The sequence below is a fragment of the Curtobacterium sp. MCLR17_031 genome, assembly GCF_003234775.2.
Classification (GTDB): Bacteria; Actinomycetota; Actinomycetes; order Actinomycetales; family Microbacteriaceae; genus Curtobacterium; species Curtobacterium flaccumfaciens.
The window spans coordinates 1,527,115-1,551,417 of the sequence record NZ_CP126270.1 but is presented as its reverse complement, the minus strand read 5'-3'; the positions used below and the strand labels follow the sequence as shown (position 1 = coordinate 1,551,417).

General features: G+C 70.9%; 21 protein-coding genes. 3 read left to right on the top strand and 18 right to left on the bottom strand.

Going from position 1 to position 24,303, the window contains the following annotated elements:
- Nucleotides 1–11: 11 nt before the first annotated feature.
- From DEI96_RS07435 to DEI96_RS07355, 17 genes are all read right to left on the bottom strand, one after another.
- Entirely contained in the window at nt 12–308 is a 297-nt protein-coding gene (locus tag DEI96_RS07435) for a YggT family protein (RefSeq protein WP_084741074.1), read from the bottom strand.
- Between the two features lie 68 nt (nt 309–376).
- Nucleotides 377–961 carry a cell division protein SepF gene (locus DEI96_RS07430; RefSeq protein WP_111023110.1) on the bottom strand — a complete coding sequence of 195 codons (585 nt, stop codon included), beginning with the start codon at nt 959–961 and terminating at the stop codon, nt 377–379.
- A gap of 41 nt (nt 962–1,002) precedes the next feature.
- Nucleotides 1,003–1,698 (bottom strand): YggS family pyridoxal phosphate-dependent enzyme, encoded by a 696-nt coding sequence (locus tag DEI96_RS07425; protein ID WP_258372787.1) that lies wholly within the window; start codon nt 1,696–1,698, stop codon nt 1,003–1,005.
- Nucleotides 1,699–1,732: 34 nt separating this feature from the next.
- A complete protein-coding gene (ftsZ, locus tag DEI96_RS07420) occupies nt 1,733–2,893 on the bottom strand; it encodes a cell division protein FtsZ (protein WP_027465251.1) in 1,161 nt (386 codons plus the stop codon).
- A 146-nt stretch (nt 2,894–3,039) separates the two neighbouring features.
- Nucleotides 3,040–4,404 carry a cell division protein FtsQ/DivIB gene (locus DEI96_RS07415; protein ID WP_111023108.1) on the bottom strand — a complete coding sequence of 455 codons (1,365 nt, stop codon included), beginning with the start codon at nt 4,402–4,404 and terminating at the stop codon, nt 3,040–3,042.
- Nucleotides 4,401–5,822, bottom strand: coding sequence for a UDP-N-acetylmuramate--L-alanine ligase (murC, locus tag DEI96_RS07410; RefSeq protein ID WP_111023107.1), 1,422 nt, complete (start codon nt 5,820–5,822; stop codon nt 4,401–4,403). Before murC ends, DEI96_RS07415 begins: the two co-directional genes overlap by 4 nt.
- Nucleotides 5,819–6,916: an undecaprenyldiphospho-muramoylpentapeptide beta-N-acetylglucosaminyltransferase gene (gene murG, locus DEI96_RS07405; RefSeq protein WP_111023106.1), complete on the bottom strand. Its 1,098-nt coding sequence runs from the start codon at nt 6,914–6,916 to the stop codon at nt 5,819–5,821. The genes murC and murG overlap by 4 nt, the downstream gene beginning before the upstream one ends.
- Entirely contained in the window at nt 6,913–8,178 is a 1,266-nt protein-coding gene (gene ftsW, locus DEI96_RS07400; RefSeq protein ID WP_111023105.1) for a putative lipid II flippase FtsW, read from the bottom strand. The genes murG and ftsW overlap by 4 nt, the downstream gene beginning before the upstream one ends.
- Entirely contained in the window at nt 8,141–9,676 is a 1,536-nt protein-coding gene (gene murD / locus DEI96_RS07395; protein ID WP_111023104.1) for a UDP-N-acetylmuramoyl-L-alanine--D-glutamate ligase, read from the bottom strand. Before murD ends, ftsW begins: the two co-directional genes overlap by 38 nt.
- Nucleotides 9,677–9,680: 4 nt before the next feature.
- A complete protein-coding gene (mraY, locus tag DEI96_RS07390; protein WP_071405416.1) occupies nt 9,681–10,784 on the bottom strand; it encodes a phospho-N-acetylmuramoyl-pentapeptide-transferase in 1,104 nt (367 codons plus the stop codon).
- A complete protein-coding gene (locus DEI96_RS07385) occupies nt 10,781–12,256 on the bottom strand; it encodes a UDP-N-acetylmuramoyl-tripeptide--D-alanyl-D-alanine ligase (RefSeq protein ID WP_111023103.1) in 1,476 nt (491 codons plus the stop codon). The genes mraY and DEI96_RS07385 overlap by 4 nt, the downstream gene beginning before the upstream one ends.
- The gene (locus DEI96_RS07380) at nt 12,253–13,899 is read right to left on the bottom strand and encodes a Mur ligase family protein (RefSeq protein WP_111023102.1); all 1,647 of its coding nucleotides are present in this window, start codon (nt 13,897–13,899) and stop codon (nt 12,253–12,255) included. Before DEI96_RS07380 ends, DEI96_RS07385 begins: the two co-directional genes overlap by 4 nt.
- A 14-nt stretch (nt 13,900–13,913) precedes the next feature.
- Nucleotides 13,914–15,683 carry a peptidoglycan D,D-transpeptidase FtsI family protein gene (locus DEI96_RS07375; protein ID WP_111023101.1) on the bottom strand — a complete coding sequence of 590 codons (1,770 nt, stop codon included), beginning with the start codon at nt 15,681–15,683 and terminating at the stop codon, nt 13,914–13,916.
- Nucleotides 15,684–15,732: 49 nt separating this feature from the next.
- Entirely contained in the window at nt 15,733–16,410 is a 678-nt protein-coding gene (gene ftsL / locus DEI96_RS07370; protein WP_111023100.1) for a cell division protein FtsL, read from the bottom strand.
- Between the two features lies 1 nt (nt 16,411).
- Nucleotides 16,412–17,377 carry a 16S rRNA (cytosine(1402)-N(4))-methyltransferase RsmH gene (gene rsmH, locus DEI96_RS07365; protein WP_111023099.1) on the bottom strand — a complete coding sequence of 322 codons (966 nt, stop codon included), beginning with the start codon at nt 17,375–17,377 and terminating at the stop codon, nt 16,412–16,414.
- A 106-nt stretch (nt 17,378–17,483) separates the two neighbouring features.
- Entirely contained in the window at nt 17,484–17,915 is a 432-nt protein-coding gene (gene mraZ / locus DEI96_RS07360) for a division/cell wall cluster transcriptional repressor MraZ (RefSeq protein WP_017886616.1), read from the bottom strand.
- Between the two features lie 712 nt (nt 17,916–18,627).
- A complete protein-coding gene (locus DEI96_RS07355) occupies nt 18,628–19,023 on the bottom strand; it encodes an SCO2097 family morphological protein (protein ID WP_110864614.1) in 396 nt (131 codons plus the stop codon).
- A gap of 96 nt (nt 19,024–19,119) precedes the next feature.
- Here DEI96_RS07355 and DEI96_RS07350 point away from each other — a divergent pair, with 96 nt between their 5' ends.
- Entirely contained in the window at nt 19,120–20,238 is a 1,119-nt protein-coding gene (locus DEI96_RS07350) for a polyprenyl synthetase family protein (protein ID WP_071405410.1), read from the top strand.
- 70 nt (nt 20,239–20,308) lie between these two features.
- Here the strand turns inward: DEI96_RS07350 and DEI96_RS07345 are convergent, their stop codons facing one another.
- Nucleotides 20,309–20,665 carry an Rv2175c family DNA-binding protein gene (locus DEI96_RS07345; RefSeq protein ID WP_171907813.1) on the bottom strand — a complete coding sequence of 119 codons (357 nt, stop codon included), beginning with the start codon at nt 20,663–20,665 and terminating at the stop codon, nt 20,309–20,311.
- A 172-nt stretch (nt 20,666–20,837) separates the two neighbouring features.
- Between DEI96_RS07345 and DEI96_RS07340 the strand changes: the two genes are divergently transcribed.
- Together DEI96_RS07340 and pknB are read left to right on the top strand one after the other, a co-directional pair.
- Nucleotides 20,838–22,124: a LysM peptidoglycan-binding domain-containing protein gene (locus DEI96_RS07340; RefSeq protein ID WP_258372786.1), complete on the top strand. Its 1,287-nt coding sequence runs from the start codon at nt 20,838–20,840 to the stop codon at nt 22,122–22,124.
- A gap of 82 nt (nt 22,125–22,206) precedes the next feature.
- Nucleotides 22,207–24,282, top strand: a complete 2,076-nt coding sequence (gene pknB, locus DEI96_RS07335; RefSeq protein ID WP_111023158.1) for a Stk1 family PASTA domain-containing Ser/Thr kinase — start codon at nt 22,207–22,209, stop codon at nt 24,280–24,282.
- Nucleotides 24,283–24,303: the final 21 nt, after the last annotated feature.

Sequence of the window (24,303 nt, the reverse complement as noted above, 5' to 3'; positions counted from 1 at the left end):
CGGGAGTCCGCTCAGATACCGCGTGCCAGAGCGGCGACCACGAACCGGGCGATGATGACGACGAGCATCACGATCGTCCAGCCGAAGTCGAGCGCCACCGGCCCCAGGCGGAGCGGCGGGAGGACCCGTCGCACCGCTCGGATGGGCGGATCCGTGACCGTGTAGACGAACTCGGACACCACGAGCATGCCCCCGCGCGGCCGCCAGGAACGGTTGAAGCTCTGCACGAGGTCGAGCGCGAAGCGCCCCCACATCACGAAGAAGTACAGGAGCAACGCGAGGGAGATGATCCCTAGGATCACGGACACGATGGGGCTCGCTCGTCTCGGGCGAGCGTCGTCAGACGACGCTCAGGGGCGGGTGTGCCGGGTACGGCTCAGGACTGGGCGAAGAAGTTCGCCTCGATGTCGGACTCTACCTCAGCGGGCTCACCGCTCACTGCGACGTGGGCCGGCGACAGGAGGAAGACCTTGTTCGTGACGCGCTCGATCTTGCCGAACAGGCCGAGCGACAGTCCCGAGGCGAAGTCGATCATGCGTCGGGCGTCACCCTCGGTCATCTGCGAGAGGTTGATGATGACGGGGATGCCGTCGCGGAAGCTCTCGGCGATGGACTGGGCGTCCTTGTACTCGCGCGGGTGGACGGTGAGGATCTCGTTCATTTCCTGGACCGGGGTCGCCTTCTGTGCGGTCGTGTGCGAGCGGCGGAGCGGAGTGACCTGGGCGCCGCGCTGGTGGGTGTGCGTCTTGGTGGGAGCCGGCGCCGCTGCGGGAGCGACCGCCGGGGCTGCTGCCGCGGCGGGGGCTTCCTGCGGTTCGGCGGGCGCCGGAGCAGCCGCTGCGGCCTGGCGAGCAGGAGCTGCCTGCTGGCGCGCGGGCTCGGCCTGCTGCTCGTCCTCGTAGTCGAGTTCCTCATCGGCGAGGCCGAGGTAGACCATCGTCTTCTTCAGCGGGTTGGCCATGGTTCCTCCGGGGTTCGTGCTCGTGGTGCCCTGCAACGAGGCTAGGGTGCGGGCGGCCGGTTTCCCGTGATTGCGGTGCCGATCCGCAGGTGTGTCGCGCCCTCGAGGATGGCCTCGGCGTAGTCCCCGCTCATGCCGGCCGAGATGTCGGTGGCGCCGGGCTCGAGCGACACCACCCGTTCGGAGATCGAGCGGAGTCGGGCGAAGGCGGCTCGAGGCTCCTCGTCCAGGGGCGCGACCGCCATCACACCCCGCAGTCGGAGGGTCCCGGTGGCGAGCACACGGGCCACCATCGCCTCGACGTCGTCCGGCTGCACCCCGCCACGGCCGGGGTCGTCGGTGAGGTTGACCTGCACGAAGCCGTCGATGACCGGCGGCTCCGGCTCGGCCTCGGTCGGGGCGAACGCGTCGACGACGGAACCACGGTCGAGCGACTGCACGACGCGGGCGTACCGACGGGCCTGCCGGGCCTTCTTCGACTGCAGCTGCCCGACGAAGTGCCAGGTCAGGCCGAGGTCCGCCAGTTCGGCGGCCTTCGCCTGCGCCTCCTGGTGGCGGTTCTCCCCCACGTCCGTCACGCCGAGTGCGGCGAGCTCGCGCACGAGTGACGCCGGGTGGTACTTCGTGACGACGACGAGCGTGAGTTCGTCGGGCGAGCGCCCTGCGGCTCGCGCCGCGTCGGCGATGCCGCTCCTGACGGACGCAACGCGCGCCTCCAGTCCGTCGTCGTGGGACAAGGCCTGGAGGCGCGTGTCGGCTACCAAGGGTGGGTTACTTCAGGAAGTCGGGGACGTCGAGCTCGTCGTCGTCGTCGAACGCCGGGTCGGCGGCGCGCTGCACCGGCGGCTGGTGTTCCTGCGAAGCCCAGGACGGGCTGGACGTGGTGGAGTCCTCGATCGCGCCGGTCGAGGCGGCGACGGGGGCCGCTGCGCTCGACTCCGGGTCGACGTAGCTCGAGCGACGTTCCTTCTGCTGCTGCGCCGGCTCGCCGCCGTCGAAGCCCGCGGCGATGACGGTCACGCGGACCTCGTCGCCCAGGGTGTCGTCGATGACCGCACCGAAGATGATGTTCGCCTCGGGGTGCACGGCTTCCTGCACCAGACGCGCGGCGTCGTTGATCTCGAAGATGCCGAGGTTCGAACCACCCTGGATCGACAGCAGCACGCCGTGCGCACCGTCGATGGAGGCCTCGAGCAGCGGCGACGCGACGGCGAGTTCGGCCGCCTTGATCGCACGGTCGGCGCCGCGCGACGAGCCGATGCCCATGAGCGCGGAACCCGCACCCTGCATGACGCTCTTGACGTCGGCGAAGTCGAGGTTGATCAGGCCCGGGGTCGTGATGAGGTCGGTGATGCCCTGCACACCGGCCAGGAGCACCTGGTCGGCCGTGGCGAAGGCCTCGACCATGGAGATGCCGCGGTCGCTGATCTCGAGCAGGCGGTCGTTCGGGACGACGATGAGCGTGTCCACCTCGTCCTTGAGGCCGGCGACGCCGTTCTCGGCCTGCGACTGGCGGCGCTTGCCCTCGAAGCTGAAGGGCTTCGTGACGACACCGATGGTCAGTGCGCCGATGGACTTCGCGATGCGCGCCACGACCGGTGCGCCACCGGTGCCGGTGCCGCCGCCCTCGCCCGCGGTGACGAAGACCATGTCGGCGCCGGCCAGGGCCTCTTCGATCTCCTCGGCGTGGTCCTCGGCGGCACGACGGCCGACCTCGGGGTCCGCGCCGGCACCGAGGCCGCGGGTGATCTCGCGGCCGACGTCGAGCTTGACGTCGGCGTCGCTGAGCAGCAGTGCCTGGGCGTCGGTGTTGATCGCGATGAACTCGACCCCACGGAGACCGAGCTCGATCATGCGGTTGACGGCGTTGACGCCGCCGCCGCCGACACCGACGACCTTGATGACGGCGAGGTAGTTGTGGTTCGTGGTCACGTCAGTCAGGCCTCCGGTAGAACCCTCAACCTCTACTTGAAGTTCAGGGGCAATGCTGGTAGATGTGGTGCTGGCTCCGACGCTACGGGTGCGTTCGGCGCAGTGTCGCCCCGCCACGCCGCGTGTCGCCGATCAGGTCCGGCAATTCAGTCCTTGGCGCGGATCACGCCGTTGTCCGGTGCCGAGACGTCGTACTCGACGACGACGCCGGGGTTCCGCGCCGCGTGGTCCTTGACCAGAGCGGCGAGCAGTTCGGCCTTCGCGTCCGAGTCGTCCGGGCTCCCCCACACGACGGTCGAGCCGTCCTTGAGCGTCAGGGTGACGTCGTCGGCCGTCGACCCGGCGACGCGCGTCACCTGCGACCGGACCGTCGAGGGCAGCGCCAGCACGACCTCGGTCATGGTGCGGAAGCTCGAGGACCCCAGACGCGCACGGGCGATGTCGGCGAGCGGCATGGTCGCCGGGCGCTTCGGCGACGACTGGACGACGATGCCCGCGGGGTCGACGAGGTCGAAGGTGCTCCCGGAGCGCACCGCGACCACCGGCGTGCGCTCGGTCACCGTGACGACGAGCGTGTGCGGCGGGGCCTCTTCGGTCACGTAGCTCTCGATGAGCGGGAACCCGGCGACGTCCCGTTTGATCGCGTCGAAGTCGAGTCGGGCCAGGGGCGTGCCGATCTGGTCGGACAGGGCCTGACGCAGCGCGGACTCGTCGACGCGGTTCGTGCCCTTGACCTCGATCGTGCGGAGCGCCATCAACGGGGAGAACACCGCGACGAGGATCGAGACCCCGAGCACCAGGACGACGCTCGCCGCCGTGATCCACGCGGCGCGACGGTGCCGGCTGCGCCGGGTGAACCGGCGGACCTCGGCGCGCTCGAGCAGTCGGCGGCGCCGCTTCGCGATGCGCGCCTCGCGGGCGGTCTCGGCAGCGCGCACCCGCGCTCCGATGGGCGCCTCGGTGTGCTGGTCGGTCCGGGAGGCACCGGTCGCGTCGAGCACGTCGGTCACGGTCGCGTCGTGGTCGGCTCCACCGCTCGTGGCGGCTCGGCGTTCCGCGTCGCGACGGTCGGCCTCCGGGTCCCGGTGGTCCTCGTTCGGGGTGTACTCGCGCAGGCGGTCGGCCACGGTGGAGAGCCCGGCGCCGAACCGACGTCCGGCCGCACCGGCGAACGCGCCGACGCGGTCCCGCGTCGAGTCGGCGGCATCGGTGGTCGGATCCGCGCCCGCGGACGGTCGTCGCGCCCCGACGCTCGGGGGCGCACCGACCGCTGGGGGGCGCGTGCCGGAGGAACCGGGTGCCGGAGTGCTGCCCGGGGTGGTGGGGGCCGGGGTCTCGACAGCCGCAGCCGACTCGTCGGGCGCGGGACGGGCCTCCCGGTCGTCGGTAACGCGTCCGCGGAACGGCAGCCGCGGCTTCGAGGGACCACGACGCTGCCGGGGCGCTTCCGCGGCCTCGGCCGGGGCGTCCCTGCGGGCGTCCCCCTCGTCGAACCCCTCGGGGCGCTTCACCGGGACGACGCTCCGTCCGTGCCCAGGGCGCCGAGCACCTGCGGGATGATCCGGTACACGTCGCCGCAGCTGAGCGTCATGATGATGTCGCCGTCACGGGCGACCGCGGCCGCGCGGGCCGCCGCTTCGTCCCAGTCGGGCAGGAACTCGACGCGCGACTGGTCGGCGAAGCGCTCCTGCACCAGGGCACCGGTCACGCCGGGCTCCGGGTCCTCGCGGGCGCCGTAGACGTCGAGCACGACCGTGTGGTCGGCGAGCTCCTCGTACACCTTGGCGAAGTCGCCGGCCATCAGGCGGGTGCGCGAGTACAGGTGCGGCTGGTGGATCGCGATGATGCGACCGTCGCCGACGACGTTGCGGGCGGCCTTGAGCGCCGCGGCGACCTCGGTCGGGTGGTGCGCGTAGTCGTCGTAGACCGAGACGCCGCGCTCGACACCGTGGAGCTCGAAGCGGCGCTGGGTGCCACCGAACGCCTCGAGCCCGCGGACCGCGTCGGCCGGGGCGACGCCGAGGCCGGTCAGGACCGCGAAGGCGCCGACGGCGTTGATCGCGTTGTGCCGGCCGGGCACGCGGAGGGTCAGGTGGTACGCCTCGCCACCGGCGCGGAAGTCGACCTCGACACCGGCCGACTCGGTGATGCCCTCGATGCGGACGTCCGCGTCGACGGCCTCGCCGAAAGTGACGACCTCGGGGGCGTCCGGGCGCTGGCGGATGCCGGCCGTGACCGTCTTCGCGCCGGCGTCGTCGCTCGAGATGACGACGCGCTCGCTCGCCTTCGCGGCGAACTCGACGAAGGCCTCGGTGAAGGCCTCCTCGCTGCCGTAGTGGTCCAGGTGGTCGGCGTCGACGTTGGTGATCAGGGCCACGGCGACGTCGTAGAGCAGGAACGAGCCGTCGGACTCGTCGGCCTCGACCACGAACAGGTCGCTCGACCCCGGGGCCGAACTCGTGCCGAGGGACTGGATGACGCCGCCGTTGACGAAGCTCGGGTCGAGGCCGAGCTCGACCATCGCGGTGACGATCATGCCGGTCGAGGTGGTCTTGCCGTGCGCACCGGCCACCGCGACCAGGCGGTGCTCGGCGATCAGGGCGGCGAGGGCCTGCGAACGGTGGAGCACCGGCAGACCGCGGCGCTGCGCCTCGAGGAGCTCGGGGTTGTCGGGCCAGAGGGCGCTCGTGACGACGATGGTGTCGGCCTGGCCGACGTTCGCGGCGTCGTGACCGATGTGCACGGTCGCGCCGAGATCGCGCATCGTGCCGGTCGTCTCCGTCTCGCGGGAGTCGCTCCCCGTCACGCGGTGCCCGGCGGCGAGGAACATCCGCGCGATCCCGCTCATGCCCGCGCCGCCGATGCCGACGAAGTGCACCGTGCCCAGGTCGTCCGGGATCGGCTGGGTCAGGTCCGGCTTGATGGTCATCGTTCCTCCGTGGTGCTGGGGGCCTGCTTCGCGGCGTCGAGGACCAGGTCGGTCATCCGGTCGGCGCCGTCGCGGTGGCCGACACTGCCCGCCCGCACGGTCATGTCCGCGATGCGGGAGCGGTCCTGCAGGATGCTCAGCAGCTGGAACGTCACCCAGTCCTGGTCGAATTCCCCGTCGGCCACCAGGACGGCGCCCCCGGCGTCGACGACGTCCTTCGCGTTGTGGCGCTGCTCACCGTTGCCCACCGGGTACGGCACGAGCACGCTCGGCAGCCCGACGGCGGTCAGCTCGCACACCATGCCGGCGCCGGAGCGCGACACGACGAAGTCGCTCGCCGCGTACGCCAGGTCCATCCGGTCGCAGTAGGGCAGCACGTGGTAGCCGTCGAGGTCGCTCGGGCCGATGTCCGACGCGGCACCCACGACGTGCAGGACCTGCCAGCCGGCTCCGACGATCGCGGCGGCGGACTTGTTGATCGTCCGGTTGATGCTCCGCGCGCCCGAGGAACCGCCGGTCACGAGCAGCACGGGCCGGTCCGGGTCGAGCCCGAACTCGGTGAGGCCCTCGGCCCGGACGGCACGGCGGTCGAGCGACTCGATCTCGCGACGGAGCGGCATGCCGACGACGCGGCCGTGACGCAGGCGGGTGTTCGAGAAGGTCAGTCCGACGTGCTCGGTGAGGAACGCGGCGAGGCGGTTCGCCAGCCCGGGCTTGGCGTTCTGCTCGTGCACGACGATCGGGGTGCCGGTGCGGCGGGCGGCGATGTACGCCGGAGCTGCCGCGTAGCCACCGACCCCGAGGACCACCTCGATCTCGTGGTCGCGGATGATCTGCTCGGTCCGCTTGACCGCCGCCGCGAACCGCTGCGGGAAGCGCAGGGCGGCACCGTTCAGCTTCCGCGGGAACGGCAGGCGCGGGATCGTCAGCAGCTCGTAGCCGCGCATGGGCACGAGACGGGACTCCAGGCCCTCGGCGGTGCCCAGCACGAGCACCTCGGCGCCCGGCTCCCGCTCGGTCAGCCGGTCGGCGACCGCGAGCAGGGGGTTGACGTGGCCGGCGGTGCCGCCGCCGGCGAAGAGGTACTTGCTCACCGCAGTGATCCGTTCGTGGAGGTCCGGCCGAGTGGGGCGTTCGTCAGGCCGGGGTCGTTCTTGCCGGGCAGGTCACGGGCGAAGGAGAGCACGACGCCGATCGCGACCAGGGTCATGATGAGGGCCGATCCACCGGCTGAGATGAGTGGTAGGGGCACACCCAGGACGGGCAGCAGGCCGAGCACGACGGCGATGTTGATGAGCGCCTGGCCGATGATCCACGCGAGGATGCCACCGGTGACCGTCTTCACGAAGGGGTCGCGGGACTGCCGGATGATCTTGATCATGCCGACGGCGAGCACCACGAACAGGCTGAGCACCACGACGGCGCCGATCAGGCCGAGCTCCTCGCCGATGATCGCGAAGATGTAGTCGTTGTCCGCCTCGGGCAGCCACGACCACTTCGCCTTCGAGTTGCCGAGGCCGACGCCGAACACGCCGCCGGACGCGAGCGCCCACATGCCGTGCACGGGCTGCCAGCAGATGTCCTGGTACTGGCTGGTGTCGGTGCATCCCGACAGCCAGGCGCTGATGCGGGTCGAGCGCGAGGCCGAGGCCATCGTCACGAAGGGCAGCATCACGGCGAACGCCACGAGGCCGACGAGCAGGTGCCGGGCGCGGACGCCGCCGATGTACAGCGCGCCGAACACCAGGATGAGCATGACCATCGCGGTGCCCTGGTCACCACCGAGGACGACGAGCCCGAGCGAGAGCATCGAGGCGATCCCGATCGGGATGAACACCTCTTTCCAGTCGTCGAGCTTGTCGCGCTTGACGTAGATGATGGCGCCGATGCCGAGCACCAGCCCGAGCTTCACGACCTCGGACGGCTGCGCGGTGAACGAGCCGAGCTCGATCCAGTTCCGGTTGCCCTGGATGTCGATGCCGAGCGGGGTGAACACGAGCAGCTGCAGGACGAGCGCCGCACCGAGCAGCCGCATCGCCCACTTCCGCCAGATCCGGGTCGGGACCCGGCTGGCGATGAGCATGAGCGGCACGCCGAGCACGGCGTACAGGCCCTGGCGGGACGCCGCCCCGAAGAAGTCGTGGGTCGCCGCGTACTCCTCGACGCTCGACGAGGACAGCACCATCACGACGCCGAAGACGACGAGGAACAGCGTGACGCCGAGGATCGTGTAGAAGGTGCTGGACTCCGCGACGAAGACGTTCTTGACGGCGACGATCGCGCCGTTCGTCCGTCGTGGGGTCGTCGCGGTCCGGCCGTTACGGCTGTTCGGAAGATCCGTCGGTGTCGTCGCCATCGACTTCTCCTCCCAGGTGCTCGTTGACCGCGGCCGCGAAACGCTGCCCCCGGTCGGCGTAGGAGCCGAACTGGTCGAACGACGCCGCCGCCGGGGCGAGGAGGACGGTGTCGCCCGGCCTCGCGACCGATGCGGCATGCCGGACCGCCTCGCGCATGACCTGATCAGTGTCCGTCGTCTCCACCTGGAGCACCGGGACCGTGGACGCGTGTCGCGCGAATGCCTCGAGGACCGGGGTCCGGTCGGTGCCGATGACCACGACGGCGCGGACGCCGGGGCCGAAGCGCTCGACCAGCCCGTCGACGTCGACGCCCTTGAACAGACCGCCGACGATCCACACGACGGTGTCGAACGACGCGAGCGACGCGGTGGCGGCGTGCGGGTTCGTGGCCTTGGAGTCGTCGACCCAGGTGATGCCGTCCGCCTGGGCGACGAGCTCGGTGCGGTGGTGGTCGGCGCGGAACGCCCGGACGGCCGACTGGATGGCGCTCGGCTGCACGGTGCCGGCACGGGCCAGGGCAGCGGCGGCCAGGACGTTCATGGTCATGTGGGGGCTGGCGAGCCCGGCTGCCTCGAGGTCGGCGATGGTCGACAGCTCGAGCGCGCTGTTGCGGCGGTCCTCGTTGAAGGCCCGGTCGCACAGGACGTCCTCGACGATGCCGACGTCACCGGGAGCGGGGACGCCGGGGGTGAAGCCGACCGCACGGCAGCCCTCCACCACGTCGGCCTCCTGCACCATCTGCCGGGTGGCTTCGTCCGAGGTGTTGTAGACGCACGCCATCACGGTGCGCTCGTAGACCTTGGCCTTCGCCGCGCGGTACGCCTCGGCGGAGCCGTGCCACTCCAGGTGGTCGTCGGCGATGTTGAGGCAGGCGCTCGCGAGCGGCACCACGGCGCCGTCACCGGACGTCGCCGCGTAGTGCAGCTGGTGGCTCGAGAGCTCGACGACGAGCACGTCGTAGCCGACCGGGTCGCGGACGACGTCGAGCACCGGCACGCCGATGTTCCCGCACGCGACGGCACGCAGGCCGCCGGCCTCGTACATCGCGGTCGTGAGCTGTGTCGTCGTGGTCTTGCCGTTCGTGCCCGTGATCGTGATCCAGGGGGCCGCGACCGGGCCGCGGACGACCTTGTCGCGCACGCGCCAGGCGAGCTCGATGTCGCCCCAGACGGTGCTGTTCGTCACCGACCACTGCACGGTGGCGTTGTGCGGGGGCAGCCCCGGCGACACGATGACGACGTCGGGCGCCTGCTGCACGAGGGCGTCCGGCACGGTGTCGAGCGGCGTCTGCAGGAACCGGGCACCGATCACGTCGAGCAGCTCGACGCTGTCGGCGGGGGCATCGGACGAGTAGACCGTCACCTCGCTGCCGAGCTCCACGAGCGTGTCGGCGACCGAGAACCCGGTGGCACCGAGGCCGAGGACGGCGACGTTCAGCCCCTTCCACCCCTCGGAGTACCAGCTGTCGAGGGACTGGAGGCGGGACGGCGAGGACACCGGGTCAACCAACGCGTGCGATCCATTCGAGGTAGAAGAGTCCGACCCCCGCCGCGACGAAGAGCCCGGCGATGATCCAGAAGCGGACGACGACGGTCACCTCGGCCCACCCCTTCAGTTCGAAGTGGTGGTGCAGCGGACTCATCAGGAAGATGCGCTTGCCGTGGGTGATCTTGAAGTAGGCCCGCTGCAGGATGACGGAGCCGGTGACGATGAAGAACAGGCCACCGATGAGGATGAGCAGCAGCTCGGTGCGGCTGAGGATCGCGAGGCCGGCCAGGGCACCGCCGAGGCCGAGCGACCCGGTGTCACCGAGGAAGATCTGCGCCGGCGAGGTGTTGTACCAGAGGAACCCGATGAGTCCACCGCAGACCGCGGCCGCGACCACCGCGAGGTCGAGCGGGTTCGAGACGGTGTAGCAGGCGTGGGCGGTGTTCGAGTCGAGCCGTGCCCCGCCGCAGATCTGGTTCGACTGCCAGAAACCGATGATGACGTACGAGCCGATCGCCAGGATGCTCGACCCGGTGGCCAGGCCGTCGAGTCCGTCGGCCACGTTCACGCCGTTCGACGTGGACACCGTCAGCAGGACGATCCAGGCGAGGAACAGCACGGTGCCGATGACGGTGCCGAGCGCCATGAAGTCGAGCCACGGCACGTCGCGGATCGCCGAGATCATCGTGGACGCCGGCGGCTTGCCGTTCGACGTCGGCACGACCAGGGCGATCGTGGCGAAGATGACGCCGACGATGACCTGGCCGAGGATCTTGGCCCAGCCGCCGAGCCCGAGGCTCCGCTGACGGCGCACCTTGAGGAAGTCGTCGATGAAGCCGACGAACCCGAGCCCGACCATCAGGAACAGCACGAGCAGGCCGGACAGCGTGATCGAGTCGCCTCCGATCAGGTGGCCGACGAAGTACCCGATCACCGCACCGATGATCAGGACGATGCCGCCCATTGTGGCGGTCCCGCGCTTGGTGTGGTGGGACTGCGGACCGTCGTCACGGATGAACTGCCCCCACCCGAGACGGTGGAAGAGCTTGATGAAGGACGGGGTGAGCAGCAACGTGAACACCAGCGACGTGGCGCCGGCGATGAGGAGCGCGATCATTCGGTGACACCTCCGAGGCGGTCGCCGAGGAATCGCAGTTCGGCAGACTTCGAGGACTTGACGAGGACGACGTCGCCGGGGCGGAGCATCTCCTGCATGGCACGGACGGCGTCGTCGACGTCCTCGATGTACACGGACTCGCCGTCCCACGATCCCTCGAGGGTGGCGGCCTGGTGGATGGGCATCGCGCCGCGGCCGACGACCACGAGCTGTCCGATCCCGAGGCGGACGACGAGCCGACCGATGCGGTCGTGCTCCTCGACGGAGTACTCACCGAGCTCGGCCATCTCACCGAGCACGGCGACGGTCCGCTCCCCCGGGCGCACGATCTGCGCCAGGGTCCGCAGCGCCGCCGCGGTGGAGTCGGGCGACGCGTTGTACGCGTCGTTGATGACGGTGACGCCCTCGGGGCCGCCCTGGAGCAGCTCCATGCGCCAGCGCTCGGCGCGCGTCATCGACGCGAGCGCCGCGGCGCCGTCGGCGAGCGGGACGCCCCACAGGTGGGCCACGGTGAGCGCGGCGGACGCGTTCATGGCGTGGTGCTCACCCAGGATCGCGAGGCGCACGTCGACGTGATCCGGGCCTCCAGGCTGTCCTGGAGGCGCGGTGAGGGTGAAGCGGGTGCCGCTGCGGTCCGTCTCGATGCCGGTGATGCGGTAGTCGGCCTCTGCCGACGTGCCGAAGCCCACCACGCGCGCGGCCGTCAGGTCGCGCATCGACGCGACGCGGTCGTCGTCGACGTTGAGCAGGGCCGTGGCGGTCGCGGGCAGGTCGGTGACCATCTCGGACTTCGCGCGCTGCGTCGCCTCGATGCCGCCGAACTCGCCGGCGTGCGCGAGGCCCACCTTGAGGACGACGCCGAGGTCGGGCTCGGCGATCGAGACGAGCTTGGCGATGTGGCCGACGCCGCTCGCGCCCATCTCGACCACCAGGTACCGGGTGTCGTAGGTGACGCGGAGCATCGAGATCGGTGCGCCGACGTGGTTGTTGAACGAGCCCTCGGGCGCGACGGTCGCGCCGTGCTGCTCGAGGATCGTGCGGAGCATGTTCTTCGTGCTCGTCTTGCCGTTCGAGCCGGTGATGCCGACGACCCGCAGGGGCGCCGGGCGACCGTCGGCGTCGACGCGGTCCGCGGTGCTCATCCGGACGCGCGTGACGACCTCGTGCGCGAGCGCGGCGAGGGCCTCGTACCCGTCGGTGACGACGATCTGCGGCGCGGTGGTGTCCACACGCTCGGGCGTGATCACCAGGGCGGCACCGGCGTCGACCGCTGCGGGCACGAAGCGTCGACCGTCGGTGACCTCACCGGGCAGGGCGAAGAAGACGCTGCCGGGGCCGACCAGGCGGGAGTCGGTCTCGACCGAGCCCTCGACGACCAGGTCGCCGGGCTCGGCGACGTCGGTCGCCTGCGCGCCGCCGATCAGCTCGCCGCCGACCGCGGTGGCGATCTCGGCGAGGGTCATGGCGATCATCGGACGTCCTCCGCCGGACCGGAGTTCGGCTCCCAGCCGGCCTCGCGCAGGGCCGCGCGGGCCTCGTCGCGGGCGGAGTACGGCGTGCGGACGCCCTGGATGTCGCGGTAGTCCTGGTGACCCGGGCCGGCCCAGAGGATCGAGTCCCCCTCGCCGACCAGGCTCACGGCTGTGCGGATGGCGGCCTCGGGCGGGCTGACCTCGTGGATCTCGTGGTCGGGGTACGCCGCACGTGCGGCGTCGACCAGGGTCTTCCGGATCGACGCGGCGTCCTCGAAGCGGGGGTGGTGGTCGGTGACGACGAGGATGTCGCTGCCGGCCGCGGCCACGCGGGCCATGTCGCCGCGCTTCGTGGTGTCGCGGTCGCCGTCGGCGCCGAACAGCATGAGGACCTTGCCGGAGGTGAACTGCCGGACCGCGGCGAGGGTGTTCTCGAAGGCGTCGGCGCTGTGGCCGAAGTCGACGTAGACGCTCGGGCCGTGCTCGCCGGAGACGCGCTCGGTGCGGCCGGGCAGGTAGCACTCGATGGCGGAGACGCGGTGGGTCTCGCCGTCACGCTCGCTCGCGTCGTCCTCGTCGGGGTAGCGGCGGTGGTTGCTCTCCAGCGCGTGCGCGATGGCACCCAGCTCGAACCCGCCCTCGACGAGCATGACGATCGCGAGTGCCGCGTTCGCCGCCATGTGCCATCCGATCAGCGGCACACGGGTGGTCAGCTCACGGCCCTCGGGGCCGGTCAGACGGAACTCGGTGTAGGCGGCGTGCGCCTCGACGATGTCGACGTGCCACTCGGCCTCGACGTCGGGGTGCACGGTGATCGTGGTGACCGGGATGCGGGAGTCCTGCACCACGCGGTGGCCCCAGTCGGTGTCCAGCGAGACGACGCCGCGACGGGCGTGCTCGGGCTGGAACAGCGGGAGCTTCGCCTGGTAGTACTCCTCCATGTCGGCGTAGTCGTCGAGGTGGTCGTGCGACAGGTTCGTGAAGGCCGCGACGTCGAAGACGATGCCGTCGACGCGGTGCCGGCTGAGGGCCTGGGCGCTGACCTCGACGGCGACCGCGCGGACCTCGCTCTCGCGCATGCGGGCGAGGAGCGCGTGCATCTCGCTGGCCTCGGGCGTGGTCAGACGGCTCGTCACGCTGAGCGAACCGATGTGGCGCTCGGCGGTCGAGCTCAGGCCGGTGACCAGGCCGAGCTGCTTGAGGATGCCCTCGAGGATGTAGGACGTGCTCGTCTTGCCGTTCGTGCCGGTGACGGCGAACAGCTGCGGCAGGTCGGTGGCCTCGTCGGGGTGCGTGCGGTAGACCCACGCCGCGACGTCGCCGAGGGCGGCGCGGGGGTCGTCGACGACGAGCACCGGCAGCCCGGACGGCTCGACCAGTGCGACGCCGTCCTGGTCGGTCAGGACGGCGACGGCGCCGCGCTCGGCGGCCTCCGTCGCGAACTGTGCGCCGTGCCGGTTCGCACCGTGCACGCCGACGAACAGGTCACCCGGCTGCACCTCGGTGGCGCTCAGGGTGACACCGGTGGTCTCGATGCTGTCGACCGAGCCGACGACTCGCAGACCGAACGCGTTGGCGAGTTCGGAGACGGCCCTCGGGGTCGGGTGTTCGGGTCGGAGGACCGGGGGGATCCGTGCGGACAAGTGTTCCTTCTTCCTCACCACGTGGACGGGTAGAGCTTCGCCTCGGACGCGGAGGGGGCTACTCGGTACTTCTCGAGCACCTGGGACATGAGTGTGCGGAACGCCGGAGCCGCCCCGCTGGACCACTTGTTGGTCTGCGGCTTCGTGAACGTCACCGTGACAACATACTGGGGGTCTTCGGCGGGTGCCATTCCGGCCACCGACGTGATGCGCTGACCGCCGTAGCCCTGCGACCCCTCGGCCACCTCGGCGGTGCCGGTCTTCGCGGCGATGTTGTAGCCGGAGATCGGCTTCATGCCCACCAGCGTGCCACCCGTGACGACGCTCTGCAGCATGCCGGTGACCTGCGTGGCGGCGGCTGCGGAGACGACCCGCTGCTTCTGCACGTCGGGCGCGTCGATCGTCTTGCCGTCCGCCGTGGTGCAGCCCTTGACGAAGTGCAGCGGGATCCGGACACCGTCGTTCGCGATCGTCTGGAACACGCTCGCGACCTGCACGGCCGTCGTCGAGATGCCCTGACCGAACATCGAGTTGATGTTCGTCTGCTGGTCCCAGTTCGGGCTGGTGCCGTAGTCCATCGAGGGCTGGCCCGGGTAGTCGATGGCCGTCTCCGGCTCGAACAGCCCGAACTTCTTCATGTAGTCGAAGCGCTGCTGGGCGGTCAGCCGTGCACCGAGCTCGGTGATGCCGACGTTCGACGAGTTCTGCAGGATGCCGGTCAGCGTGAGGTTCTCGGTGGGGTGGAACTCCGAGTCGTGGATCGTGCCGCCCCAGGGGAACGTGCGCGAGTACGGCACGACCGCCTGGTCGGTGGGGTTCGACTTGCCCTGGTCGAGCAGTGCGGCGGCGATGGCGGCCTTGATCGTGGAGCCCGGCTCGTACGACGCCGTCAGGGCACGGGAACCGAAGGCGCCCTTGTCGGTCGTGGCGTCGACGTCGTTCGGGTCCACCGTCGGGTAGTCGGCGACCGCGAGCAGCTCACCCGTCTTGACGCTCGTGACCGTCGCCGTCGCGGACTCCGCCTGCAGGGTCTTGGCGGCGGACGCGATGGTCTGCTGCGCCATGTACTGCAGGTCGCTGTCGATCGTGGTCTCGAGCGTGCCGCCGTCCTTGGCCTTCTTCGTGGTCACGGTGCTGCCCGGGAGCTGCACACCGTCCTCGCCGCGCTCGTATGTCTCGGACCCGTTGGTGCCCGCCAAGCACTGGTTGTAGGAGTACTCCAGGCCGGCCTGAGCACCGTCGGTGCCCATGAAGCCGGTCAGGTTGCCCGTGGTCGCACCGGTCGGGTACACCCGCGCCGCCTGCGGCTCCGGGTACAGCCAGGGGATGCCGAGTGCCCGCACGGCCTCGTAGTGCTGCACGTCGAGGCCCTTGACCAGGTACGCGAAGTCGGACTTCGGGTTCGCGGCGATGTTCTTCCGCATGGTCGCGACGTCGCCTCCGGAGGCCTTCGCCAACGCGCTGAGGGCGGTGCCGACGCTGACGTCCTTGATGCGGGTGCCGCCGAGCTTGCCCTTGAACTGCTTGACCAGGCGCGGCGAGGTCGTGATGTTGTACCGGGTCACGCTGTCGGCGAGTTCGGTGCCGTTGCGGTCCACGATCGACCCGCGGGTGCCGTAGATCGTCACGGGGATGCTGCGCTTCTGGGCAGACGCCTTGTTCAGCTCGGACGCCTGGACGACCTGGATGTCGACGAGCCGCACCACGAACACCCCGACGAGGGCGATCACGGCGAGCATCACGATGCTGTAGCGCAGGCGTCGGTTGCGGATCGTCTTCGTCACGCGGTGCGGTCCTTCCCGGGCGGTGCTGAGGGTGCGGCGGACCCGCCGGTCACCGGGTGGAGGGCGCCTGGAGCGGGTTCGCGTCGGACTCTACGGACGACTTCGCCGTCCCCTGGTCCGACGCGCTGGCGCCGCTCGTCTTCTCAGACGTGGCGGTGCTGTCGGTGGATCCCGAGGTGCCCGATGTGTCCGACGTGCCCGTCGTGCCCGTCTCCTTGCTGGTGGAGGTGTCCCCCGGCTTCGTGGCCAGCGGGACGTCGTTCAGCAGCGAGTTCGGCACCTGGTTCTCGGTGGACGCCGTGGCCTCGTCGGGCTTCGCCGGCGTCGGCGTGCCGTACACCCGACCGGTCTTCGGGTCGAGGTACACGGGCGTCGAGTTGGCGATCATGCCGAGCGACTGCGCGTTGCGGGCCAGGTTCTGCGGTGAGTCGAGGACCCGGAGCTGCTCGGACAGCGACTGCTGCGTGCGGGACAGGTTCGTCTGCTCGGCCGACAGCGAGTTGAGCGTGTAGGCGCCCTGGCTGAGCACCATGCTGATGCCGAGCTGGGCCAGCAGCAGGATCCCGAGCGCGGCGACGGCCACCACGGCGTACCCGATGCGGGGGCGAGCCCGGCGCTGGGCGGCGGTCGGGGTGACCTCGACCAGCTCGGGGCGGTGCTGACGGTCGGGGCGCGGGGCCCGCGACGGGACGACCGCAGGGTCGACGAGTGCGAGGTTCGTGCTCATGTCAGTTCCGGATCCGCTCGGCCGCGCGCAGGCGCACGGGGGTTGCTCGGGGGTTGGCGGCGCGTTCGGCCTCGTCGGCCAGCTCGGCGCCCTTGACGATCAGGGAGAAGGTCGGGGCGTGCTCGGGCAGCTCCACCGGCAGGCCGGCGGGGGCGCTCGACTTCGTGCGCTCCACCAGGGCCCGCTTGACGATGCGGTCCTCGAGGGACTGGTACGACTCGACGATGATCCGGCCGCCGACCGCGATGGCGTCGAGCGCCGCGGGGATCGCCCGCTCGAGCACGCTCAGTTCGGCGTTGACCTCGATGCGGAGCGCCTGGAAGACGCGCTTGGCCGGGTGCCCCTGGCGCTGGATGGCGACCGGGGTCGCGTCGTGCAGCACCTGGACCAGGTCGCCGGACATCTCGAACGGCTTCGTCGCCCGCCGCTCGACGATCGCTCGGGCGTAGCGGCCGGCGAGCTTCTCCTCGCCGTAGCGCTGGAAGATGCGGCGGAGTTCGCCCTCGTCGTAGGTGGCCAGGACGTCGGCGGCGGTCTGCCCCTCGGTCCGGTCCATGCGCATGTCGAGCGGTGCGTCCTGGCTGTACGCGAACCCGCGCTCGGCCCGGTCGAGCTGCAGCGAGCTCACGCCGAGGTCGAACAGCACGCCGTCGACCTTCGTGAAGCCCTCGCCCTCGATCGCGTCGACGATGCCGTCGTACACGGTGTGCACGAGGCGGACGCGGTCGCCGAAGCGGGCCAGGCGCTCCCCCGCGATGCCGAGTGCGTCGGTGTCGCGGTCGAGTCCGATGAGCGTGAGCTCCGGGAACCGCTCGAGCAGGCCCTCGGAGTGGCCGCCCATGCCGAGCGTGGCGTCGACGACGACCTTGCCCGGGCCCTCGAGCGTCGGCGTGAAGAGGTCGACGATGCGCTGGAGCATCACCGGCGTGTGCGGGAAGCGTGGCGTCTCGTTGTCGTTGTCGGCCATGTGCAGCCCCTCGTCTCCTGGGCCGTGGGTCCGGATCCCCATCCATGCGACCTGACACCGGGGAAGTGGCGTCAGGGCTTCACGGCTGGGAGTCCCGATCCGCGGATCAGAAGATCCCCGGGATCACCTCCTCGTCGTTGTCGGCGAATGCCTCTTCGGCCTCGGCGTAGTAGGCCTCCCACGCGGGGGTGGACCAGATCTCGGCACGGTCACCGCTGCCGATGACCGTGAGGTCCCGCTCGAGCCCCGCGTACTCGCGGAGGTTCTGCGGGATCGTCACGCGGTTCTGCTTGTCGGGCTGTTCCGCGCTGGCCCCCGAGAGGAACAGACGCATGTAGTCCCTGGTGCGCTTCGACGTCATCGGGGCGGTCCGGATGCGCTCGTGGAGTTCCTCGAACGTCCGGGCGCTGAAGACCACGACGCAGCGTTCCTGGCCGCGGGTCATCACGAGCCCGCCGGACAGTTCGTCCCGGAACTTGGCGGGGAGGATCACGCGACCCTTCTCGTCGAGCTTCGGGGCATGAGTACCGAGCAGCACGTCGGGCCTCCCCTCCGCTCCACCGGACCGTTGCGAGCCCCACTTTACTCCACTCCCCTCCCCTCGACCAGGAATGCGCTCCCTTTTCCGCCCGCGACACCCCTACTGGGGGCATCGAAGCCGGAATGAACCCCGCGGAGATGACCGTGGATGCCCGGATCCATGCGGTTCGCGAGCGCCGGAGCAGTCGTGGAGGAAAGTGGAGGACTTTCGCAGCCGGTGGAGCGCCTCGGGGCGCGCCGCGGGCGCACGACGCCGACTGGGCACGAACTGTCGCTCGCGCGGCCCCCAGCCGACAGTTCCTGCACCCTCGGCATCCGCCGCGCGGCATGTGGGGACCACTCGCGCACGCAACGGCGGCGGCTCCGCCCCGGCCACCCCGTCCTGGAGGCCCGTCCCGCCATCGCCGCGGAGCGCACGCGGGCGCACGGTCGGCTCCACCACGCCCGGCCGCCGGTCAGCGCATGGTCACGACGTGCCGCCGCCGCGACGCCGAGTGGTCACGAACCGTCGCTCGCGCCGGCCCCGGCCGACAGTTCCTGCCCCCTCGGCATCCACCGCGCGGCATGTCGTGACCACTCGCGCTGGCACGACCCCGGCACGACCCCGGCCGGAGACAGCAGCAACAGGCCGCTGCAAACACGAAACGGGGCCGACCCGAAGGCCGACCCCGTGGAGGAGTGTGGAGGGAGTCCTGCTGACCCCCCGTCAGCTACTGACTCTGGTCGTTGCGCTTGTCCCAGCGCTCGTTCATCCGGTCCATGAAGGACCCGCCACCACCGGCGGACGGACGCGCCGACCCACCGGACGCGGGCTTGCCCGGCCGAGCAGGCTTCGCCTTCGGGGCACGCATGCCCGGGCGCAGCGCGAACAGGACACCGGCGAGCATCACGACGAAGCCGAGGATGCCCAGCAGCGGCGCCTTGATCACCAGGCCGACGATGACGATGGCGACCCCGGCGAGTGCGCCGAGGACACCGAGCGTGATGGCTGTGTACGTCGGACGACCCTGTCGACGTGTGACACGAGCCACGAAATCGGAATCGTTCTGGTAGAGGCTGCGCTCCATCTCTTCGAGAAGGCGCTGCTCCTGTTCCGAGAGCGGCATCTTGGTTCCCTCTGTTCCTGGGATCGACGCGGGGTTGAAAAACGCGGGTTGAGTGGACCGATTCTATGCCTCGACCACTCCACTAGGGTAGGGATCGTGGCTGAGAGTACGCGATTAGTGGACCTCGTATCGGCGCGTATCGACCGGGCACTCGACGAGCAGCGTGAACGGCTCCTCGCGATCAGCCCCGACCTCGCGCCGTTCGACCGGTACGCCCGAGACCTGTTGTCCGGCGGCAAGCGCTTCCGGGCGCTGTTCTGCTACTGGGGATGGCAGTCGGTGGCGGGCCGTTCGGGCTCGTTCGACCCGCTGGCCGAAGGGTCCCGGCAGACCACCGCCGAGGCCGTCGTCACGGTCGCCGCAGCGCTCGAGGTCTTCCACGCCGCAGCCCTGGTGCACGACGACATCATGGACCGCTCGGACACCCGCCGAGGGCGTCCGGCCGCGCACCGCCGCTTCGAGTCCCTGCACGAGGAGTCCGGCTTCGTCGGCGACCGCGGGCAGTACGGCACGAACTCCGCGCTGCTCCTCGGCGACCTGCTGCTCTCACTGAGCGACTCGGTCTTCGACGAGGGCCTCGCGCTCCTCGACCCGGTGCGGGCCCGCATCGTCCGCCAGGAGTTCCACGCGATGCGCCTCGACGTCACGGCGGGGCAGTACCTCGACGTGCACGAGGAGACCGCCTGGCCGGTCATCGACGAGTCCGAGCACCTGCTCCGCGCCCAGCGCGTCATCGTCTTCAAGTCGGCGAAGTACTCGATCGAGGCCCCGCTGGTCATCGGCGCCCTGGTCGCCGGCGCGAGCGACTCCCAGCTCGAGGGCCTCCGCGCCTTCGGACTCCCCCTCGGCGTGGCGTACCAGCTCCGCGATGACATGCTCGGCGTCTTCGGCGACCCCGAGGTCACCGGCAAGCCGGCCGGCGACGACCTGCGCGAGGGCAAGCGCACCGTCCTCATCGCCTCGGCGCGCAAGACGCTGGCGAGCGGCCCGCGGCAGCTCCTGGACGAGCTCCTCGGCGACCCAGACCTCGACGAGGAGCAGGTGCAGATGCTCCGCGCGACCCTGACCGAGTCCGGTGCCGTCGCCGCTGTGGAGCGGTCGATCGAGCGGCACGTCCAGCGCGCCAAGGCGGCGCTGGACGCCTCGCCGCTGACGCCGTCGGCACGCGAGCAGCTCGCGTCGCTGGCCGACACGGTCAGCCGCCGGTCGTCCTAGACGCGACCCCAGTACAGACGGGAGGCCCGTGGCGACACCGCCACGGGCCTCCCGTCCGTCCGGAACGCGTTTAGAGCAGTGACTGGGCGATGCGACGCACCTCGGCCTTGCGACCGGCGCGCAGCGCCGCGATCGGCGTGGTGCCCATCGCGTCGTCGACGGTGAGCATCCAGCGCACGGCCTCGTCGTCGGTGAAGCCGTTGTCACCGAGCACGATCAGCGTGCCGCGGAGTTCGGGCATGGGCTCGCCGTCCTCGAGGAACTCGACGGGCACGCGCAGCACACCGCCGACGCGGGCTGCGAGCAGGGTCTTCTGCTCGAAGAGTCGGTGGATCCGTCCGGGGCTGGTGCTGAACATGTCCACCAGCTCGGGGACGGTCAGCCAGCGTTCGGAGAGGGACAGGTCGTCGACGGGTGCGGCACTCACACGCCCATGGTGCCAGAGTGACCGCCGGAGTGAATCCGCCTCGTTCGTCACATTCGTCACATCCACCCCATCTGACTCTCTGGTTGACTTGGGAATCAGGCCATGCCAGCGTTGTGGCACCTGTGAGTGCGCGCATGCGTGCGCACGGCTCAGTCGAGATCAGGAGAAACCCGTGGACCACGCTGCAGACGAAGTCGCCCGGCGCGCACGATCCGCCCGGTTCGCCACCATGCCCATCGTCCTCGCGGGCACCATCGCCGTGACCGCCGGACTGACCGGCCCGGTCGCGCACGCCGAGACCCGGCACGACGACGCCGACGCGAACCACAAGCGCCACGTCGACCAGGACCGCGCCGTGACCGACCGCCCGGTGTTCGGCACCGCCGTCGCCCGGCCGTCGCAGACCGTCGTGCGGACCGTCGCCGCGACCACGAAGGCCCCCACCGCCGCTGTGCCCACGAACTACACCGTCCACCACGGCGACACGGTCTCGGGCATCGCCGCCCGCTTCGGCCTGTCGGCGCAGGAGATCCTCGTGCGCAACGGCCTCGGTTGGAACACGATCATCCACCCCGGGCAGACCCTCCACCTGGCATCGACCCCCGCCGTCACCACCGCGGCGGTGCGGACCTCCGGGTCGACCGGCGGCTCCGGCTCGGACACCTCGAGCTACCACGTGAAGCAGGGCGACACCGTCTCCGCCATCGCGTCCCGTGTCGGCGTGTCGACCACGGCGCTCCTCAGCGCGAACCAGCTGTCGCAGCGCAGCGTCATCTACCCCGGGCAGACGCTGCGGGTGCCGCACGGTTCGTCGTCGACACCGTCGGTGTCGACCGCCTCGGCCCCGTCGACCAAGTCGAGCGTGAAGATCAGCGCCGGTGACACCGTGGCCTCGATCGCCGCCGCGCACCACGTCTCGGTCAAGTCGCTCCTGTCGGCGAACGGCCTGTCGTACACGAGCACGATCTACGCCGGCAAGACGCTCGTCATCCCGTCGTCGAACGCCACCGCCGCGCCCGCGGTCGCCGCGAGTGCCGCGGTGATCGGTGCCGTCGGCCTGAGCGCCGAGCAGCGCCAGAACGCGGCGACCATCGTCGCCGTCGGTCGATCGCTCGGCGTCCCGGACCGCGGCATCGTCGTGGCCCTCGCCGCCGCGATGCAGGAGTCGAGCCTCCGGAACCTGCCGCACGGCGACCGTGACTCGGTCGGCCTGTTCCAGCAGCGCCCGAGCCAGGGTTGGGGCAGCGCGCTGAACCTGCAGGACCCGGCACACGCCACCGCGCTGTTCTTCGGCGGGCGGAACAACCCGAACGCCGGCAAGACCCGCGGGCTGCTCGACGTGCCCGGCTGGTCCTCGATGAGCATCACCGACGCGGCCCAGGCCGTGCAGCTCTCCGCCTACCCGAAGGCCTACGCCAACTGGGCGAGCGCCGCCGAGGGCTGGCTGGCGACCCTCTGAGCCTCATCCGGAAGATCGAGATTGGGTCACGGCCGGTGCGCCGGTGCGTCCGAGTGCGGTCTCGATTCGTAGAATGCCGCCGATGACCACCAACGCCGCCACGGACCCGATGATCGGTCGCATGATCGATCAGCGGTACCGCGTCCGCTCCCGCATCGCGCGCGGGGGCATGGCGACCGTCTACCTCGCGACCGACGTGCGCCTCGAGCGACGCGTCGCGATCAAGATCATGCACGGGCACCTGGCCGACGACCAGGCGTTCCGTGAGCGCTTCATCCAGGAGGCCCGTTCGGCCGCCCGGCTGTCGCACCCGAACCTGGTGGGCGTCTACGACCAGGGCGCCGAGGGCGAGATCGCCTACATCGTCATGGAGTACATCCCCGGCATCACGCTGCGGGACCTGCTGCAGGAGCACCACGCCCTGACGCCCGAGCAGGCGACGGACATCCTGCGCGCCGTGCTGGCCGGCCTCGCCTCGGCCCACCGCGCCGGGATCGTGCACCGCGACCTGAAGCCCGAGAACGTCCTGCTCGCCGACGACGGCCGCATCAAGCTCGGCGACTTCGGCCTGGCCCGCGCCACGACCGCGAACACCGCGACCGGCGCGGCTCTGCTCGGCACGATCGCCTACCTGTCCCCCGAGCTCGTGACCCGCGGCGCCGCCGACTCGCGCAGCGACATCTACGCGCTCGGCATCATGCTCTACGAGATGCTCACCGGCGAGCAGCCCTACAAGGGCGAGCAGCCGATGCAGATCGCCTACCAGCACGCCAACGACTCCGTGCCGGCACCGAGTGCCGCCGTGTCCGGGGTGCCGCCGGAGCTCGACGAGCTGGTCGCCTGGTCGACCGCACGCGACCCCGAGGACCGTCCCCGTGACGCCCGCGAGATGCTCGACCACATGCCGGGCAACCAGCAGCGGGCGACCGGCCAGTACCGCACGGCCGTGCTCCGCCCCGAGAACGGGACCGCGATCCTGCCCTCCGGTGGCGCTGGCACGCTCGGTGCCGCAGCGGCCGCCGCCTCGGTGGGGGCCGCCGGAGCCGCGGGCGCGGACGAGACCGCCATCATCGACCGGTCCGGCGACCGGGACACCGGCGACCGCGGTCGAGCACCCGCCCGTGCGCGCGGCAACGCTCCGGGTCCCCGTCGCACCGGGGCCCAGCCGGGCGTGCTCTCCCCCGCCGGACAGCGGCTCGCCGACCAGTCCGCGAAGCGTCGGAAGCGCGGCTGGATCCTGCTGTCCGTGGTCGTCGTGCTCGCGCTGATCGGAGCCGGCTTCGGCTGGTACTTCGGCCCGGGGCCGGGTGGCAACGTGCGGATCCCGGAAGTCACGGGCAAGTCGGTCTCGCAGGCCCGGCAGCTGCTCGAAGCACAGGGCCTGCAGGCGGCGTCGAGGACCGGGACACGGTTCGACGCCGTCGTCGCGAAGGGGCAGGTCTCCACGACGAAACCGGCCGCGGAGCGCGAGGTGCAGAAGGGCACGGCGGTGCAGATCGTCGTGTCGAACGGCCCCCGGATGATCCCGCTGCCGGCGATCGTCGGGCAGCCGCTCTCCACCGTGACGGCCGCGCTCGACGACGACTTCGAGCTGCAGGACGACCGGTACGAGTTCTCCGCCGACGCCCCGAAGGACACCGTGGTCGCGGCGACCGGTCGGGCGTCCGGCGGCAAGGCCCTCGACCTCACGACCGTGCAGGCCTACGGCGAGACCGGGCCGGTCACCCTGACCGTCTCGCTCGGGCCGGTTCCCGACGTGGTCGGCAAGACGGTCGACGAGGCCTCCGCCGCACTCGACGACGTCGGACTGATCCTCGGCGCCCGCACCGAGGAGTACAGCGACACCGTGCCGGCCGGCCAGATCGTCTCGGCCGCCGTGCAGGACTCCCCCGCCGTGCGCGGGTCGGCGGTGGACGTCGTCGTGTCGAAGGGTCCGACGCCGATCACCGTGCCCGACCTCGGAGCGGAGCGGCCCACGATCAACGAGGCGACGAAGACCCTCGAGGACCTCGGCCTCAAGGTGTCCGTGCCCGACTGCACGAACATCCTCTGCGGCTTCTACGACTGGAAGTCGAAGCTGCCCGTCACCGGCACCGACCCAGGGGCCGGCGCCACCGTCTACCGCGGCGACACGATCACCCTGTCCTACGACCAGTAGGCACCGACACCGCACCCTCGG

Excerpts from the sequence above, each read along its gene's own strand:
- murC (WP_111023107.1), bottom strand. The coding sequence starts at position 5,822 with ATGACCATCAAGCCGGACCTGACCCAGCCGATCCCGGACGACCTGGGC.
- pknB (WP_111023158.1), top strand. The coding sequence starts at position 22,207 with ATGACCACCAACGCCGCCACGGACCCGATGATCGGTCGCATGATCGAT.
- DEI96_RS07430 (WP_111023110.1), bottom strand. The coding sequence starts at position 961 with ATGGCCAACCCGCTGAAGAAGACGATGGTCTACCTCGGCCTCGCCGAT.
- mraY (WP_071405416.1), bottom strand. The coding sequence starts at position 10,784 with ATGATCGCGCTCCTCATCGCCGGCGCCACGTCGCTGGTGTTCACGTTG.
- DEI96_RS07355 (WP_110864614.1), bottom strand. The coding sequence starts at position 19,023 with ATGCCGCTCTCGGAACAGGAGCAGCGCCTTCTCGAAGAGATGGAGCGC.
- ftsL (WP_111023100.1), bottom strand. The coding sequence starts at position 16,410 with ATGAGCACGAACCTCGCACTCGTCGACCCTGCGGTCGTCCCGTCGCGG.
- rsmH (WP_111023099.1), bottom strand. The coding sequence starts at position 17,377 with ATGGCCGACAACGACAACGAGACGCCACGCTTCCCGCACACGCCGGTG.
- DEI96_RS07385 (WP_111023103.1), bottom strand. The coding sequence starts at position 12,256 with ATGATCGCCATGACCCTCGCCGAGATCGCCACCGCGGTCGGCGGCGAG.
- ftsW (WP_111023105.1), bottom strand. The coding sequence starts at position 8,178 with ATGGCGACGACACCGACGGATCTTCCGAACAGCCGTAACGGCCGGACC.